15 protein-coding genes and 2 pseudogenes are annotated in these 15,712 nt (G+C 70.6%); 14 read left to right on the top strand and 3 right to left on the bottom strand.

Annotation, left to right across the window (positions count from 1 at the left end; translation table 11 throughout):
* The first annotated feature begins 118 nt into the window (after nt 1-118).
* Nucleotides 119-583: an ATP-binding protein gene (locus ACEXOX_RS05730; protein ID WP_406526243.1), complete on the top strand. Its 465-nt coding sequence runs from the start codon at nt 119-121 to the stop codon at nt 581-583.
* Here ACEXOX_RS05730 and idi read toward each other — a convergent pair.
* Nucleotides 558-1,169: an isopentenyl-diphosphate Delta-isomerase gene (idi, locus tag ACEXOX_RS05725; RefSeq protein WP_406519356.1), complete on the bottom strand. Its 612-nt coding sequence runs from the start codon at nt 1,167-1,169 to the stop codon at nt 558-560. The two genes, ACEXOX_RS05730 and idi, sit on opposite strands and share 26 nt — an antisense overlap.
* 56 nt (nt 1,170-1,225) lie before the next feature.
* Nucleotides 1,226-2,172, bottom strand: a pseudogene (locus ACEXOX_RS05720) (cation diffusion facilitator family transporter).
* 512 nt (nt 2,173-2,684) lie between these two features.
* Between ACEXOX_RS05720 and ACEXOX_RS05715 the strand changes: the two are divergent.
* From ACEXOX_RS05715 to ACEXOX_RS05700, 4 genes are all read left to right on the top strand, one after another.
* Nucleotides 2,685-2,894: a cold-shock protein gene (locus ACEXOX_RS05715; RefSeq protein WP_406519355.1), complete on the top strand. Its 210-nt coding sequence runs from the start codon at nt 2,685-2,687 to the stop codon at nt 2,892-2,894.
* A gap of 321 nt (nt 2,895-3,215) precedes the next feature.
* The gene (locus ACEXOX_RS05710) at nt 3,216-4,637 is read left to right on the top strand and encodes a DEAD/DEAH box helicase (protein WP_406519354.1); all 1,422 of its coding nucleotides are present in this window, start codon (nt 3,216-3,218) and stop codon (nt 4,635-4,637) included.
* A 46-nt stretch (nt 4,638-4,683) separates the two neighbouring features.
* Nucleotides 4,684-5,085 (top strand): hypothetical protein, encoded by a 402-nt coding sequence (locus ACEXOX_RS05705; protein ID WP_406519353.1) that lies wholly within the window; start codon nt 4,684-4,686, stop codon nt 5,083-5,085.
* Nucleotides 5,086-5,135: 50 nt separating this feature from the next.
* On the top strand, nt 5,136-5,447 hold the full coding sequence (locus ACEXOX_RS05700) for an SCO5918 family protein (protein ID WP_406519352.1): 312 nt from the start codon (nt 5,136-5,138) through the stop codon (nt 5,445-5,447).
* A gap of 111 nt (nt 5,448-5,558) precedes the next feature.
* Here ACEXOX_RS05700 and ACEXOX_RS05695 read toward each other — a convergent pair whose 3' ends face one another.
* The gene (locus tag ACEXOX_RS05695; RefSeq protein ID WP_030023841.1) at nt 5,559-5,918 is read right to left on the bottom strand and encodes a hypothetical protein; all 360 of its coding nucleotides are present in this window, start codon (nt 5,916-5,918) and stop codon (nt 5,559-5,561) included.
* A gap of 416 nt (nt 5,919-6,334) precedes the next feature.
* On the opposite strand from ACEXOX_RS05695, the gene ACEXOX_RS05690 reads away from it, so the two are divergent.
* The 9 genes and pseudogenes from ACEXOX_RS05690 to hpnD all read left to right on the top strand — a co-directional run bounded on the left by ACEXOX_RS05690 (nt 6,335) and on the right by hpnD (nt 15,708).
* Nucleotides 6,335-8,128 carry a DUF5941 domain-containing protein gene (locus ACEXOX_RS05690; protein WP_406526242.1) on the top strand — a complete coding sequence of 598 codons (1,794 nt, stop codon included), beginning with the start codon at nt 6,335-6,337 and terminating at the stop codon, nt 8,126-8,128.
* Nucleotides 8,125-8,874, top strand: coding sequence for a sugar phosphate nucleotidyltransferase (locus ACEXOX_RS05685; RefSeq protein WP_406519351.1), 750 nt, complete (start codon nt 8,125-8,127; stop codon nt 8,872-8,874). The genes ACEXOX_RS05690 and ACEXOX_RS05685 overlap by 4 nt, the downstream gene beginning before the upstream one ends.
* A complete protein-coding gene (locus ACEXOX_RS05680) occupies nt 8,862-9,923 on the top strand; it encodes an iron-containing alcohol dehydrogenase family protein (protein WP_406519350.1) in 1,062 nt (353 codons plus the stop codon). Before ACEXOX_RS05685 ends, ACEXOX_RS05680 begins: the two co-directional genes overlap by 13 nt.
* Nucleotides 9,901-10,679: pseudogene (locus tag ACEXOX_RS05675) on the top strand (CDP-alcohol phosphatidyltransferase family protein). The gene ACEXOX_RS05680 and the pseudogene ACEXOX_RS05675 overlap by 23 nt, the downstream one beginning before the upstream one ends.
* 14 nt (nt 10,680-10,693) lie before the next feature.
* Nucleotides 10,694-11,566 carry a glycosyltransferase family 2 protein gene (locus ACEXOX_RS05670; RefSeq protein WP_406519349.1) on the top strand — a complete coding sequence of 291 codons (873 nt, stop codon included), beginning with the start codon at nt 10,694-10,696 and terminating at the stop codon, nt 11,564-11,566.
* 79 nt (nt 11,567-11,645) lie between these two features.
* Nucleotides 11,646-12,575 (top strand): ABC transporter permease, encoded by a 930-nt coding sequence (locus tag ACEXOX_RS05665; RefSeq protein ID WP_030023849.1) that lies wholly within the window; start codon nt 11,646-11,648, stop codon nt 12,573-12,575.
* Nucleotides 12,568-13,365: an ABC transporter ATP-binding protein gene (locus ACEXOX_RS05660; RefSeq protein ID WP_030023851.1), complete on the top strand. Its 798-nt coding sequence runs from the start codon at nt 12,568-12,570 to the stop codon at nt 13,363-13,365. Before ACEXOX_RS05665 ends, ACEXOX_RS05660 begins: the two co-directional genes overlap by 8 nt.
* 424 nt (nt 13,366-13,789) lie before the next feature.
* Entirely contained in the window at nt 13,790-14,734 is a 945-nt protein-coding gene (gene hpnC / locus ACEXOX_RS05655) for a squalene synthase HpnC (protein ID WP_406519348.1), read from the top strand.
* Nucleotides 14,735-14,742: 8 nt separating this feature from the next.
* Nucleotides 14,743-15,708: a presqualene diphosphate synthase HpnD gene (gene hpnD / locus ACEXOX_RS05650; RefSeq protein ID WP_406519347.1), complete on the top strand. Its 966-nt coding sequence runs from the start codon at nt 14,743-14,745 to the stop codon at nt 15,706-15,708.
* Nucleotides 15,709-15,712: the final 4 nt, after the last annotated feature.

Here is a 15,712-nt window from a genome sequence, read left to right as displayed (position 1 = left end):
TCGGTCAGAAGGCGTCGATAGAGGCTGACTTGTGTTCAGCGGGCCGGTCCTGACCAGCTCACGACCAACACTCGGAGGGTGAGGACGCCTTCCGGCCCCCGGCCGAACCCCCGAGGAGCTGACCGCCGCGCGCGCATACGAAGGTGTCTGGCGCTTCACCGCACCGACACTGGAGTCGTCGGTGCCCCAGGCACGCCACGCGGTACGGGACCTGCTCGCCCGGCAGGGCGCGCCCGCGGCCGGCGAGACCCTGGACGCCCTGCTGCTGATCGTCTCCGAACTGGCCACCAACGCCGTGCAGCACGCCGCGCTGCTCTCCCCCGAGATCACCGTCGAGGTCACGGTCGGCGCCGACTGGGTCCGGGTCGCCGTGGAGGACGACCACCCGTACCGCCCCAAGGCCGTCGAGGCGAACGAGAGCGACGTCGGCGGGCGCGGCCTGTGGCTGGTCAAGATGCTCACGGCCGAGGCGGGCGGCAAGTGCGACGTCGAGCACACGGCGAGCGGCGGCAAGGCGGTCTGGGCCGAACTGCCGCTCGCCCCGCCGGCGGGCGGGCCTACCAGCCCGCCGCCGGTCCGGTGAGTTCCCGTACGGCGGGCCGGGCCGCGTCCAGCACGGTCATGAACCACGCCGAGAACGGCGCCCGCTCGTGCCGCTCGGCCAGCTCCTGAGGCGTCACGAACGCGATCTCGCCGACCTCCTCGGGGTCCGGCTCCGGCACGGCCTGCACCAGCCCCACGAACAGGTGGTTGTACTCCTGCTCGACCAGGCCGGACTCCGGGTCCGGATGGTTGTAGCGGACCGTACCGGCCTCGCCGAGCAGCGCCGGGGCGACCCCCAGCTCCTCGGCGGTGCGCCGGGCCGCCGCGGCGAACGGCGTCTCACCGGGGTACGGGTGGCCGCAGCAGGTGTTGGACCAGACGCCGGGGGAGTGGTACTTGCCCAGGGCCCGGCGCTGGAGCAGCAGACGCCCCCGGTCGTCGAAGAGGAAGACCGAGAACGCCCGGTGCAGCAGGCCGGGCGGCTGGTGGGCGGCGAGCTTCTCCTCGGTGCCGATCGTCGTGCCGTCCTCGTCGACAAGCTCCAGCAAGATCGGTTCGGCGGCGCCCTCCGATGGGTTCACCGCCGTGGTCCCGGCGGTCTGTCCGTTGGCAGGTGTGATCGGCATGCCCATCCTTGTCGTCGGTCTCCTCGCTGCTCAAGTCTGCCCTAGCCGCGCCCGCATCATGGGCACAGTCGCGCCTCGTGCACCGCGAGACCGCCCGGCTCCAGCTGGAAGGTGCAGTGCCCGACGTCGAAGTGCCCGCTCAGGCAGCCGCGCAGGGCGTGCAGCATCCTCTCCTGGCCCGCGGTGTCCAGCACGTCCGGTGCGACGACCACGTGGGCCGAGAGCACCGGCATCCCGGACGTGATCGTCCAGGCGTGCAGATCGTGGACGTCCTCGACGCCCGGCAGCGCCAGCAGATGTGCCCGTACCTCTGTCATGTCCACTCCCTTGGGGGCGGACTCCAGCAGCACGTCCAGGGACTCGCGGAAGAGCTTCCAGGTACGCGGCACGATCATCAGTCCGATCACGACGGACGCGATCGGGTCGGCCGCCGCCCAGCCCGTGACCGTGACCAGCAGGGCCGCCACGACGACCGCCACCGACCCCAGCGCGTCCGCCGCCACCTCCAGGAACGCGCCGCGCACATTGAGGCTGTCGCGCTGCCCGCGCATCAGCAGGGACAGCGACACCAGGTTCGCCACCAGGCCGACGGCGCCGACGACCATCGCCGTACCGCCCTCGATCCCGACCGGCTCGAAGAACCGCGGCACGGCCGTGACCAGCACGTACCCGCCGACGCCGAACAGCAGCAGGGCGTTGGCCACCGCGGCGAGGATCTCGGCGCGGGCGAGACCGAAGGTGCGCTGCGGCGACGGCGGCCGGTTCGCGCAGCGGATCGCGATCAGCGCCATCGTCAGGCCCACCACGTCCGTGGCCATGTGGCCCGCGTCGGCGAGCAGCGCCAGCGAGCCGGTGACCGCACTGCCGATGATCTCGGCGACCATCACGGTCGAGGTCAGCGCCAGCGCCCCGCGCAGCCGGCCGCGGTACGCCGCGGCCGCCGTGCCGCCCCCGCACCGCCCGCGGCCGGCCGGCCGGATCCGTGATCGTGCCCTGCGCCCATGCCGTACGTCTCCCGTCCGAGATGCCGCCTGAACACCGCCCGGCCGAAACCGTCGGCTCTAGCAGTGAACTACGGGTGGGGGTATGTGGCAACGCGAAGCTGAACACCGTTGTCGCTACTCTGACCTGCGGGTTTTCGCCTGCCGCTGCCGCTGGGAATACGTCCTTGCCGGATCGGTTTCCGTGAGGTCTTCCGCACGCTCACCATCACCGCATTCACCGTGCGCCGTCACTTGCTATCTATTACGGCCGGATGAGGGTTTGGCGTGCCGCGTGAGGAGTGTTTCTGCCGACGCAAGTACAGTGCCGTCAGAAGCCGGACGCGCGCCGTTCCCGCGTGCTAGTGTCGATCTCAGTTGCAGTCGTGGTTCCCAAAAACTTCACCGCTTGCGCCGTTGTTCAGCTACGGCAAGCGTTTTGATTTCCGGATGCTCTCCGGGCGGGGCATCATCGCGGCGACCCGGTGTCCGTGGATCGCGGGTGCCGGCGTACTGCCCCACGAGGAGGCATGGCATGGCGTCCGGCACTGTGAAGTGGTTCAACGCGGCCAAGGGTTTCGGCTTCATCGAGCAGGACGGCGAAGGCGCCGACGTGTTCGCCCACTTCTCGAACATCGCCGCCGAAGGCTTCCGTGAGCTGCTCGAGGGCCAGCGGGTCACGTTCGACATCGCACCGAGCCAGAAGGGCCCGACGGCCGAGAACATCGTTCCCGCCCGACGCTGACGCACACTTCGAAGCCGGGGCCCGCATCCATCGGGGTGCGGGCCTCAGCCGCAGGCATTTCCCTCAGTGATGCCACCGGTGGGACAAAAATCGCCCCCCAGCTCTTCTCCGAAGGTGTACGCCTTTCCCGGGCCGCACCTGTCGACGTCCGGGATCTCGCGCCCATATGACGTCACCAATTTAATTTTCTGCACCTGTATCGAATTCACTGCATGACAGCTTCGCTGTTGCATTACATTTCGGCCCGTTCTTGCGATCCCCCGCGCTGTACTTCCGCTGCGGGAATTCCTTGATACGTGCCGTATCAAGGAAGGTTCCCCGATGAACCCCACACGTACGAACGACCGCACCTCCCGCCCCCGCCGCATCGGCGGCCACGGTCGGCGGACCGCCGCGCCCTCGGGCGAGTTCGCCCTGCCGAAGACGGTCACTCCCGCACTGCCCGCGGTCGAGACGTTCGCCGACCTCGACATGCCCGCCCAGCTGCTGGCCGCGCTGACCGCGCAGGGTGTGACCGTCCCGTTCCCGATCCAGGGTGCGACCCTGCCCGACACTCTCGCGGGCCGCGACGCCCTGGGACGCGGGCGCACCGGATCCGGCAAGACCCTCGCCTTCGGCCTGGCCCTGCTGGCCCGCACCGCCGGCCGGCGCGCCGAGCCCCGCCGGCCGCTGGCCCTGGTCCTCGTCCCGACGCGTGAGCTGGCCCAGCAGGTGACCGACGCGCTCGCCCCCTACGCCCGCTCGGTGCAGCTGCGCCTGGCCACCGTCGTCGGCGGAGTGTCGCTCGGCAGGCAGGCCAACGCGCTGCGGGGCGGCGCCGAAGTCGTCGTCGCCACGCCGGGCCGGCTCAAGGACCTCATCGACCGCGGTGACTGCGGGCTCGACCAGGTCGCGACCACCGTCCTGGACGAGGCCGACCAGATGGCCGACATGGGCTTCATGCCCCAGGTCACCGCGCTCTTGGACCAGGTCCGCCCCGAAGGCCAGCGGATGCTGTTCTCCGCCACCCTCGACCGCAACGTCGACCTTCTGGTCCGCCGCTACCTCACCGACCCGGTCGTCCACTCCGTCGACCCGTCCGCCGGTGCGGTCACCACGATGGAGCACCACGTACTGCACGTGCAGGGCGCGGACAAGAACCGTACGACCACCGAGATCGCGGCCCGCGACGGCCGGGTGATCATGTTCCTGGACACCAAGCACGCCGTCGACAAGCTCACCACGCACCTGCTGAACAGCGGGGTACGGGCAGCCGCACTGCACGGCGGCAAGACCCAGCCCCAGCGCACCCGGACCCTGACCCAGTTCAAGAGCGGGCACGTCACCGTGCTCGTCGCCACGAACGTCGCCGCCCGCGGCATCCATGTCGACAACCTCGATCTGGTCGTCAACATCGACCCGCCGACCGACCACAAGGACTACCTCCACCGCGGCGGCCGCACCGCGCGGGCCGGCGAGTCGGGCAGGGTCGTCACCCTCGTCACCCCCGACCAGCGCCGCGGCATGAGCCGTATCATGACCGCCGCCGGGATCGTGCCCCGGACCACCCGGATCCATCTCGGCGAAGAAGAGCTGAGCCGGATCACCGGTGCCCAGGCGCCCTCCGGCATCCCCGTCACGATCACCGCGCCGGTGACCGGGCGACGCAAGCGCAGCGCACCCTCACGGGGCCGGCGCAGCCCTGCCTCGGCTGCCCTGCGCGGGTCGACGCGGCGGACCTCCTTCGACGCGGCGGCGGCCTAGGAACCTCATGATCAGGAAACTGGCCCATCACTGTAGGAGGCACCTTTTGACGCTGGTCCGGATGCAGCCCCGCTCGACGAACGTCACTCCCGCACACCAGACCGCGGCAGACGCCATGGACGCAGGCGCACTGCAGGCCTGCGACGACATGACCATCGAAGTCGCTCTGTCCGTCATGGCCGGCGCCCGCACCGGGCACCTGGTCGTCTGCGACATCGACGGCCTGCGCACCCAACTGGTCACCCGGGCCCAGCTCACCGCGGTCCGTCACAGTCCCGCGTACACCGACCGGATCCGACTGCGCGACATCTTCGGCGGTGGGCCGCTCACCTCACCCGTGGCCACGGTCGCCGAAGCCGAGCACGCGGTGCCGGGCCGTCGGCTCGCCGCGGTGCGGGTCGCCGAAGACCAGGGCAGCGTTCGGGGCGTCCTCGCTCTTGCCCACTGAACCGCCTCACCGGCGGTGGAATCATCCCCTTCTTCTCCCTGTGAGGCATCATGCGCTGTGTCATCGCCCGCTTCCCGTTCGACCTCACCAAGAGCGGTGTCCTGGAATCCATGAAGGGCGTCAAGCCCGAACAGGTCATCGGTGAGTCCGTGATCATCGGCCGCCGCACCTACCCGGTCAAGCAGGTCGGTCAGGTCATCACGCGCCAGGACCGCCGCGATTTCAGCGTTGGTGAAGTTGTCCGGGCCATGACTCGGCTCGGCTTCACCTGTTCCGACCTCCCCCAGGCCGCCGCGCCCAAGGTTGGCCTCACCCCGTTCCAGCGGGCTTCCGCGGAGCTCGGCGCCCCTGCCGCCGTCTGACCGGCGGGCAGACGCGAGCCGCCACCGGAACAGCGGTGAGGGTCCGGCCGGCAGGTGCCGGCCGGACCCTCACCGAGTGCCGTGCGGTCCGTCAGCGCGCGGCGTCGTACCTCACTGGTCGGAGTAGCTGAAGTCGCCCACGGTCCACGCGCTGACGTCATCGATCGCCACGCGGTACATCCCGCCTGTCTCCGGGATCCCCACCGTGCCCTGCAGAATCCGCGCCACATGGAAGTGCAGATGCGTGGGGGCCTTTTCCTCACACGTCGTGGCGGTGAAGGCGGCAGAGAACTCGTGGAGACGGGCCGAGTCCGTCAGGACCTCGGACACCCGTTGCCTCCAGACGGCTTCGGGAGCCAGCCGCCCCGTGATGACAGCACCACCGGCTACCACAGTCAGAATCATCTGGTTGCTCTGCCCGGACTCCACCAGGGCCGCGACATCGACAAGCAGCTCATCAGGCTTCGACATGAGGAACGATTCTAATCAACGCCGCTCGGTCCGCCTGATCGGCGGGGCTGGTGCGACGTACATGATCGAGCTCGTGGACGAGGACGGCGCGGATGTCGCCCGCCTCCGCCCACCCCCACCCTCCTCCAACAATCCCCCCACACAGGACCAGCCCTGCCATATCCGGCACGGCATCCGGGTGTCAGTTGTTCCCGGGTGCGTTGATCCACCATGATGATCGCGGCAGGCGCAGCCCGCGGTCACTCGATCGTGCGGTGAATGCGCGGTGAACGGCCGCATCCGGCGATCCGATAGCCTCTGCCGACGTGCCCACCCGCCCCTGGGGGCCCAGGTGTGCCACGCCTGCTGCCCGGGTAGTCCGTATCGAATGCGGACCGACCGGCGCGGCCTCGCCAGCTTTCAAGGAGTGAGTTCGTCTGTCGACCGCCATCCTCACCGGTCCGCCGGTCGCCGGGTCGCCGCTCGAAGCCGCCCTGCGCTCGCTGGGTTTCGACGTCCGTACGGCGGACGGTGCCGCGGCCGTGGCCGACGCGCTCGCCGCGGTCCCGGCCGACGAACGCGTCGCCGTGGTCGACCCCCGTTTCGTGGGTCACCTGCACAGCCTCCGGCTGGCGCTGACCGACCCGCGCTTCCCGGCCGCCGCGGTGCCGGGCGCCGTCACCGCGCAGCCCGAGGCACGCGCCGCGCTCCAGCGCGCCGCCACCGCGGTCCCCGCCGGGCCCGGCACCCGCTACCGCGTGGACGTCCTGCCGGACGCGCTCGCCGAGACCCTGGAGGCCGGGGACGCCGCGTTGCAGCGCGTCGAACTGGGCAGCCTGGTCGCCACCGTCCCGCTGACGCCCGCGGAGCGCGCCACGGCCGAGGAGGCCGTCGCCGCCGTCGACGACGAGGCCGTACGGCTGCGTACCGCGGTCAAGGCCCGCGACGGGTTCTTCACCACCTTCTGCATCAGCCCGTACTCCCGCTACATCGCCCGCTGGTGCGCGCGCCGCGGCCTGACCCCCAACCAGGTCACCACGGCGTCGCTGCTCACCGCGGTGATCGCGGCGGGCTGCGCGGCCACCGGCAGCCGCGGCGGCTTCATCGCCGCCGGACTGCTCCTGATCTTCTCCTTCGTCCTGGACTGTGCCGACGGGCAGCTCGCCCGCTACTCGCTCCAGTACTCGACGATGGGTGCCTGGCTCGACGCGACCTTCGACCGCGCGAAGGAGTACGCGTACTACGCGGGTCTCGCGCTCGGCGCGGCGCGCGGCGGCGACGATGTGTGGGCGCTGGCTCTGGGGGCGATGGTCCTCCAGACCTGCCGGCATGTCGTCGACTTCTCCTTCAACGAGGCGAACCACGACGCCACCGGCAACACCAGTCCCACCGCGGCCCTGTCCGACCGGCTCGACAGCGTCGGCTGGACGGTCTGGGTGCGCCGGATGATCGTGCTGCCCATCGGCGAGCGCTGGGCCATGATCGCCGTACTGACCGCCTTCACCACCCCGCGCATCGTCTTCTACGCGCTGCTCGTCGGCTGCGCCCTGGCCGCCTGCTACACCACGGCGGGCCGGGTGCTGCGCTCGCTGACGCGGCGCGCGCGGCGGACCGACCGGGCGGCGGCCGCACTCGCCGACCTCGCGGACTCCGGGCCCCTTGCCGCGCTGTTCGCCCGGGGCGGCACCGGCGGTGCCTTCACCGCCCCCGTGCTGGCCTTGCTCGGCGCCGGCTGCCTGCTGACCTGGGTGATCTTCCAGGACGAGCCGGTGACGTGGACGACCGTGGTCGTCGCGGTCATCTACGCCCTCTTCTCCGGCCAGGCCGTCGCCCGCCCCCTCAAGGGCCCGCTCGACTGGCTCGTGCCGCCGCTGTTCCGTGTGGGCGAATACGTCGCCATCCTGGTGGTGGCGGCCCGCTCCGACGCCGACCAGGCGCTGCCCGCGGCGTTCGGCCTGGTGGCGGCGGTCGCCTACCATCACTACGACACCGTCTACCGCATCCGCGTCGGCACGGGGGCCCCGCCGCGTTGGCTGGTGCGGGCGGCCGGCGGGCACGAGGGGCGCACACTGCTCGTCGTCCTCCTGGCGGCTCTGCTGCACGGCTCAGGTTTCACAATCGCGCTGACGGTCCTGGCACTGGTTTTGGCGCTGCTGGTGCTCGTGGAGAGCATCCGCTTCTGGGTGTCCTCCGGAGCACCCGCCGTACACGATGAAGGAGAACCCGCATGATCGGCCTCGTGCTGGCCGCCGGCGCCGGACGGCGTCTGCGTCCCTACACCGACACCCTGCCCAAGGCACTGGTGCCGGTGGACCCCGCGGGAGAAGGGTCCACGACCATCCTGGACCTGACGCTCGGCAACTTCGCCGAGATCGGCCTGACCGAGGTCGCGATCATCGTCGGCTACCGCAAGGAGGCCGTGTACGAGCGCAAGGCGGCGCTGGAGGCGAAGTACGGCCTCAAGCTCACGCTGATCGACAACGACAAGGCCGAGGAGTGGAACAACGCCTACTCCCTGTGGTGCGGCCGGGACGCGATCAAGCACGACGTGATCCTCGCCAACGGTGACACCGTGCACCCGGTCTCCGTCGAGCGGACGCTGCTCGCCGCCCGTGGCGAAGGCCGGAAGATCATCATGGCGCTGGACACGGTCAAGCAGCTCGCCGACGAGGAGATGAAGGTCGTCGTCGACCCCGACAAGGGCGCCCGGAAGATCACGAAGCTGATGGACCCCGCCGAGGCCACCGGTGAGTACATCGGCGTGACCCTCATCGAGGGCTCGGCCGCCGAGGAACTCGCGGACGCGCTGAAGACCACCTTCGAGCGCGACCCCGACCTGTACTACGAGGACGGCTACCAGGAGCTGGTCAACCGCGGCTTCAAGATCGACGTGGCACCGATCGGCGAGGTCGCGTGGGTCGAGATCGACAACCACGACGACCTCGCGAAGGGCCGTGAGATCGCATGCCGGTACTGACCCGCCTCATTCCGTCCCCGGTCGTCGTCGACATCAGCGCCGGCGCACTGGACGACCTGGCGGGCCTGCTGGCCGATCAGCGCATCTCCGCGTCCGGGAAGCTCGCCGTCGCGATCAGCGGCGGCTCGGGCGCCCGGCTGCGGGAGCGGCTGGCCCCCGCGCTGCCCGGCGCCGACTGGTACGAGGTCGGCGGCGGCACGCTGGACGAAGCGATCAAGCTCGGCGACGCCATGAAGAAGGGCCACTACGACGCGGTCGTGGGCCTCGGCGGCGGCAAGATCATCGACTGTGCGAAGTACGCGGCGGCCCGGATCGGCCTGCCGCTGGTCGCCGTCGCGACGAACCTGTCGCACGACGGCCTGTGCTCGCCGGTGGCCACCCTGGACAACGACGCGGGCCGCGGTTCGTACGGCGTGCCCAACCCGATCGCCGTGGTGATCGACCTCGACGTCATCCGCGAGGCCCCGGTCCGCTTCGTCCGGTCCGGCATCGGCGACGCCATCTCCAACATCTCCGCCGTCGCGGACTGGGAGCTGTCGCACCGCGAGACCGGCGAGGACATCGACGGACTGGCCGCCGCCATGGCACGCCAGGCCGGCCAGGCCGTGCTGCGCCACCCCGGCGGCGTCGGCGACGACGGCTTCCTCCAGGTGCTGGCCGAGGGCCTGGTCCTGACCGGCATCTCGATGTCCGTGGCCGGCGACAGCCGCCCGGCCTCCGGCGCCTGCCACGAGATCAACCACGCCTTCGACCTTCTCTTCCCCAAGCGGGCGGCGAGCCACGGCGAGCAGTGCGGCCTCGGCGCCGCCTTCGCCACGCACCTGCGCGGGGACCAGGAGACCTGCGGGCTGATGATCGAGGTGCTGCGGCGGCACGGCCTGCCGGTGACGCCCGGCGAGATCGGCTTCAGCGACGAAGAGTTCGTCGAGGCCGTCGCCTACGCGCCGCGGACCCGCCCCGGCCGCTACACGATCCTCGAACACCTCGACCTGTCCACCGACCAGATCAGGGACGCATACGCCGACTATGCACAAGCCGTCCGTAGCTGAACTCCGCCCGGTCGTGCACCCCGCGGGTGTCAAGGACCGGCGCAGCGGTGAGCACTGGGCCGGTCGCCTGTACATGCGGGAGATCTCGCTGCGCTGCGACCGGTACCTGGTGAACACCAGGATCACGCCGAACCAGCTGACCTATGTGATGACCCTCTTCGGCGTCCTCGCGGCCCCGGCCCTGCTGGTGCCCGGGATCTGGGGGCCGTCCTCGGGGTGCTGATGGTCCAGCTCTACCTGCTGCTCGACTGTGTCGACGGCGAGGTGGCCCGCTGGAAGAAGCAGTTCTCGCTCGGCGGGGTGTACCTGGACCGGGTCGGGGCCTACCTCACCGACGCCGCCGTACTCGTCGGCTTCGGGCTGCGCGCCGCCGACCTGTGGGGCTCCGGACGGATCGACTGGCTGTGGGCCTTCCTGGGCACCCTGGCCGCCCTCGGCGCGATCCTGATCAAGGCCGAGACCGACCTGGTCGGCGTCGCCCGCCACCAGGGCGGACTGCCGCCGGTCAAGGAAGCGGCGTCCGAGCCGCGCTCGTCCGGCATGGCGCTGGCCCGCAAGGCCGCCGCCGCGCTCAAGTTCCACCGGCTGATCCTCGGCATCGAGGCGTCGCTGGTGATCCTGGTCCTGGCGATCGTGGACGCGGCCCGGGGCGATCTGTTCTTCTCGCGGCTCGGCGTCGCGGTGATGGCCGGTATCGCGCTCCTCCAGACGCTGCTCCACCTGGTGTCCATCCTCGCCTCCAGCAGGCTCAAGTGACGGGGGCGCGAGCGATGAAGGTCGGCGCTGTCGTCCTGACCATGGGCAACCGCCCCGAGGAGCTGCGCGCCCTGCTCGACTCGGTCGCCAAGCAGCACGGCGACCCGGTCGAGGTGGTGGTCGTCGGCAACGGTTCGCCGCTGCCGGCCCTGCCCGAGGGCGTACGGACCGTGGAGCTGCCGGAGAACGTCGGCATCCCCGCCGGGCGCAACGTCGGCATCGAGGCGTTCGGACCGGGCGGCAGCGAGGTGGACGTGCTGCTGTTCCTGGACGACGACGGGCTGCTGGAACGGGCGGACACCGCCGAACAGTGCCGCGAGGCGTTCGCCCGCGACCAGAAGCTCGGCATCATCAGCTTCCGCATCGCGGACCCGGATACGGGGGAGACGCAGCGTCGGCACGTGCCGCGGCTGCGCGCCTCCGACCCGCTGCGGTCCTCCCGGGTCACCACCTTCCTGGGCGGCGCCAACGCGGTCCGTACGAAGGTCTTCGCAGAGGTCGGCGGGCTGCCCGACGACTTCTTCTACGCCCATGAGGAGACCGATCTGGCCTGGCGGGCCCTGGACGCGGGCTGGATGATCGACTACCGGGCGGACATGGTGCTGCTGCACCCCACGCACGCCCCCAGCCGGCACGCGGTCTACCACCGTATGGTGGCCCGCAACCGGGTCTGGCTGGCCCGCCGAAACCTTCCGGCCCCGCTGGTTCCGGTCTATCTCGGTGTCTGGTTCCTGCTCACCCTGGCCCGGCGGCCCTCGCGGCCCGCGCTGCGTGCCTGGCTGGGCGGCTTCAAGGAGGGCTGGGCCACGTCCGGTGGTCCCCGGCGCCCCATGAAGTGGCGTACCGTGTGGCGCCTGACCCGGCTGGGCCGCCCTCCCGTCATCTGACAAGCTCGGATCTGAGAGCATCAGGCGCGAACCCGGGGCACGGCCCCGGCAGCGCACCTTGAGGACGAAAGTGTCAACAGTGAGCGAGACTACGCACGACAGTGCGGTCGCCATGAGTGCCCCGCCATCATCCGACGACGGGCTGTCCCGTGCCGAGCTGGCCCGCAAGTACGGGCTCACGCAGAGCGGGGCGCGGCCCAGCCTGCCGGAGTACGTGCGGCAGCTGTGGGACCGGCGGCACTTCATCCGCGCCTTCTCCAGCGCGAAGCTGACCGCGCAATACAGCCAGGCGAAGCTGGGCCAGGTGTGGCAGGTGGTGACGCCCCTGCTGAACGCGCTCGTCTACTACCTCATCTTCGGCCTGCTGATCGGCACCAGCCGCGGCGTCGAGGACTACGTGCCCTTCCTGGTCACCGGCGTCTTCATCTTCACCTTCACGCAGAGCTCGGTGATGGCCGGCACCCGCGCGGTCTCCGGCAACCTGGGACTGGTGCGCGCCCTGCACTTCCCGCGCGCCTGCCTGCCCATCTCGTTCTGCCTGATGCAGCTCCAGCAGCTGCTGTTCTCGATGGGTGTGCTGGTTCTCATCCTGCTGGGGTACGGGCAGGTGCCCACCTGGTCGTGGCTGCTGGCGATCCCGGCGCTGGTACTCCAGTTCGTCTTCAACACCGGACTGGCCATGGTCATGGCCCGCCTCGGCAGCAAGACGCCCGACCTGGCGCAGCTGATGCCGTTCATCATGCGGACGTGGATGTACGCGTCCGGCGTGATGTTCAGCATCGACGTGATCCTCAAGGAGAAGGCGGTCCCCGCCTTCGTGCACGTCCTGCTGGACTGCAACCCGGCCGTGGTCTTCATCGACCTGATGCGTTTCGCGCTGATCGACAGCTTCACGTCGGACAAGCTGCCCCCGCACGTGTGGCCGCTGGCCGTCGGCTGGGCGCTGGTGATGGGCGTCGTCGGCTTCGTGTACTTCTGGAAGGCTGAGGAGCGGTACGGCCGTGGCTGAGCAAGAGGACGCCGTACAGACGGCGGACGGGAACCGCGTCCCCACCGTGATCGCGGACGACCTGCACATCGTGTACCGGGTGTACGGCACCGGAGCGGGCAAGGGCAGCGCCACCGCGGCCCTGAACCGCATCATCCGCCGCAAGCCCTCCGGCGGGGTGCGCGAGGTGCACGCGGTCAAGGGCGTCAGCTTCACCGCCTACCGCGGCGAGTCGATCGGCCTGATCGGCTCGAACGGCTCCGGCAAGTCGACCCTGCTCAAGGCCGTCGCCGGCCTGCTGCCCGCGGAGCGCGGCCGGGTCTACTCGCACGGCCAGCCGTCGCTGCTGGGCGTGAACGCGGCCCTGATGAACGACCTGACCGGCGAGAAGAACGTCGTGCTCGGCGGGCTGGCGATGGGCATGTCCCGCGAGCAGGTGCGTGAGCGCTACCAGGGGATCGTCGACTTCTCGGGCATCAACGAGAAGGGCGACTTCATCTCGCTGCCGATGCGGACGTACTCGTCCGGCATGGCGGCCCGGCTGCGCTTCTCCATCGCGGCGGCCAAGGACCACGACGTCCTGATGATCGACGAGGCGCTGGCGACGGGTGACCGGGCGTTCCAGAAGCGCTCCGAGGCCCGCATCCGCGAGCTGCGCAAGGAGGCCGGTACGGTCTTCCTGGTCAGCCACAACAACAAGTCGATCAGGGACACCTGCGACCGGGTGCTGTGGCTGGAGCGGGGCGAGCTGCTGATGGACGGCCCGACCGACGAAGTGATCAAGGCGTATGAGAAGGAGTCGGGCAAGTAGCCCGCAGCGCGCTGTGCGGCCCCCGCGAGTCCGGCTCGCGGGGGCCGTTGGTCGTCGCGGGCCGGGCGCGGAAGGCCGTGCGCCGGTCCGGAGATCGTCAACAACTGGTCAACTCGGCCGGTTACAGGAACAGTTCACGGCGGATGGATGTTGACCGGATCGTTGCTTCGAGGTTCGGTACCCCCTCGGACGCCGGAGAGATGTACGGCGTAAGCTGTACGGGTACTGAACAGCACAAGTGGCACAAGTCGGGCAGAGCGTACCCGTCCTGGCGACCGGGAGTCGGATCGGGTGGGTCGCGCCATGCGGCGTGTCCGAAATGGGATGTTTTGGCTTGGCGGTGTAGAACGGGAGGCGTGACGGCAATGGCTACTGGAACTCTCCGGCTCCGAAACGCGCCGGGCAGCCTCCGGTGAGCCGAGGGATGGCACGGGCACGCGACGTCCTGGCCCGGCCCCGGACGCCGGGCGGCGGCCGGGACGACGCGCAGTCGCGCACCGTCACGGACCAGGCCGCGCACGAGAACTTCCCGGTGGCGCCGTTCTTCCTGCCGCGCGCCTGGCGCCGGGACCTGATGGCCGTCTACGGCTTCGCCCGCCTCGTGGACGACATCGGCGACGGCGACCTGGCGCCCGGCGGCGGTGACGCGGCCCGGCTCGGACTGGACCCCGAGCGGGACGCGGAGGACACCCTCGCCCTGCTCGACGCGCTGGAGGCGGACCTGTACCGCGTCTTCAGCGACCGCGCCCCCGGACCACTGCACCCCCTGATGCGCCGCCTCGGCCCCACCGTGCGCCGCTGCGGCCTGACCCCCGAGCCCTTCCTCGGCCTGATCGAGGCCAACCGGCAGGACCAGCGGGTCGGCCGCTACGCGACCTACGGCGACCTGCTCGCCTACTGCGAGCTGTCCGCCAATCCCGTCGGCCGGCTCGTCCTGGGCATCACCGGCACCGCCAGTCCGGAGCGCGTCCGGCGCTCGGACGCGGTCTGCACCGCGCTGCAGATCGTCGAGCACCTCCAGGACGTCGCCGAGGACCTGGGCCGGGACCGGGTCTACCTCCCCGGCGAGGACATGAAACACTTCGGCGTCACCGAGGCGGATCTGGCCGCTTCGACAGGGAGCGCACCGGTACGCGCGCTGATCGCGTACGAGGCGGAACGCGCTCGTGAACTGCTGAATGAAGGCACCCCGCTGGTGGGTAGCGTCCACGGCAGGCTCAAGCTGCTGCTCGCCGGCTTCGTCGGCGGCGGACGCGCCGCACTCCGGGCGGTCGCGGCCGCCGACCACGACGTACTCCCTGGACCGCCCAAGCCGACCAAGCTCAGCCTGCTGCGCGAGGTGGGGGCGACATTGCGAAGAGAGGGGTGAGTCGGACCGTGGAGGACTTCGCACACGCGTCCGCGCCGGTGCTCGCTGCATACCGCTACTGCGAGGCCGTGACCGGGCAGCAGGCACGTAACTTCGCCTACGGCATCCGGCTGTTGCCGGCCGACAAGCGGCAGGCCATGTCGGCGCTCTACGCCTTCTCGCGCCGCGTCGACGACATCGGCGACGGCCCGCTGGCGGACGGCGCCAAGCAGCAGCGGCTGGAGGAGACCCGGGCCCTGCTCGCCCGTATCAAGGACGGCGCGGTCGACGAGGACGACACCGACCCGGTGGCGGTCGCGCTGTCCGACGCCGCCCGGCGCTTCCCGATCCCGCTCGGCGGACTCGACGAGCTGATCGACGGCGTCCTGATGGACGTACGCGGCGAGACGTACGAGACCTGGGACGACCTGAAGGTCTACTGCCGCTGCGTCGCGGGGGCGATCGGACGGCTCTCCCTGGGAGTGTTCGGCACCGTACCCGGCGCACCGGACACCGCACGCGCCGCCGAGTACGCCGATACGCTCGGGCTGGCGCTGCAACTGACCAATATCCTGAGAGACGTTCGCGAGGACGCCGGAAACGGCCGTACGTATCTTCCTTCCGACGACCTCGCCAAGTTCGGCTGCTCGGTGGGCTTCCACAGTCCGGTACCACCGCCCGGCGCGGACTTCACCGGACTGGTCCACTTCGAAGTCAGGCGTGCCCGTGCCCTGTTCGACCAGGGTTTCCGGCTGTTGCCGATGCTCGACCGGCGCAGCGGGGCCTGCGTCGCCGCCATGGCCGGCATCTACCACCGCCTCCTGTCGCGGATCGCGGCCGACCCGGAGGCCGTGCTGCGCGGCCGGGTCTCGCTGCCCGGCCGGGAGAAGGCGTTCGTGGCGGTGCGCGGCCTGTCGGGTTTCGACGCGCGGGCGATCGGCCGCCGGCAGGCGGCCCGGGCGGCGGGACGGCCGCCCGTGAGGAGGCGCGGATGACGGT

This window comes from Streptomyces sp. Ac-502, from assembly GCF_045222935.1.
GTDB classification, from domain to species: domain Bacteria; phylum Actinomycetota; class Actinomycetes; order Streptomycetales; family Streptomycetaceae; genus Streptomyces; species Streptomyces monomycini.
Note: the sequence above shows the minus strand (reverse complement) of the source record. Positions and strands in the feature narration are given on the sequence as shown.

What these genes read in the sequence shown, in the direction of transcription:
- ACEXOX_RS05670 (WP_406519349.1), top strand. Translation starts at nt 10,694, where the DNA reads ATGAAGGTCGGCGCTGTCGTCCTGACCATGGGCAACCGCCCCGAGGAG.
- ACEXOX_RS05710 (WP_406519354.1), top strand. Translation starts at nt 3,216, where the DNA reads ATGAACCCCACACGTACGAACGACCGCACCTCCCGCCCCCGCCGCATC.
- ACEXOX_RS05680 (WP_406519350.1), top strand. Translation starts at nt 8,862, where the DNA reads ATGCCGGTACTGACCCGCCTCATTCCGTCCCCGGTCGTCGTCGACATC.
- ACEXOX_RS05700 (WP_406519352.1), top strand. Translation starts at nt 5,136, where the DNA reads ATGCGCTGTGTCATCGCCCGCTTCCCGTTCGACCTCACCAAGAGCGGT.
- ACEXOX_RS05695 (WP_030023841.1), bottom strand. Translation starts at nt 5,918, where the DNA reads ATGTCGAAGCCTGATGAGCTGCTTGTCGATGTCGCGGCCCTGGTGGAG.
- hpnC (WP_406519348.1), top strand. Translation starts at nt 13,790, where the DNA reads ATGGCACGGGCACGCGACGTCCTGGCCCGGCCCCGGACGCCGGGCGGC.
- ACEXOX_RS05715 (WP_406519355.1), top strand. Translation starts at nt 2,685, where the DNA reads ATGGCGTCCGGCACTGTGAAGTGGTTCAACGCGGCCAAGGGTTTCGGC.
- idi (WP_406519356.1), bottom strand. Translation starts at nt 1,169, where the DNA reads ATGCCGATCACACCTGCCAACGGACAGACCGCCGGGACCACGGCGGTG.
- ACEXOX_RS05685 (WP_406519351.1), top strand. Translation starts at nt 8,125, where the DNA reads ATGATCGGCCTCGTGCTGGCCGCCGGCGCCGGACGGCGTCTGCGTCCC.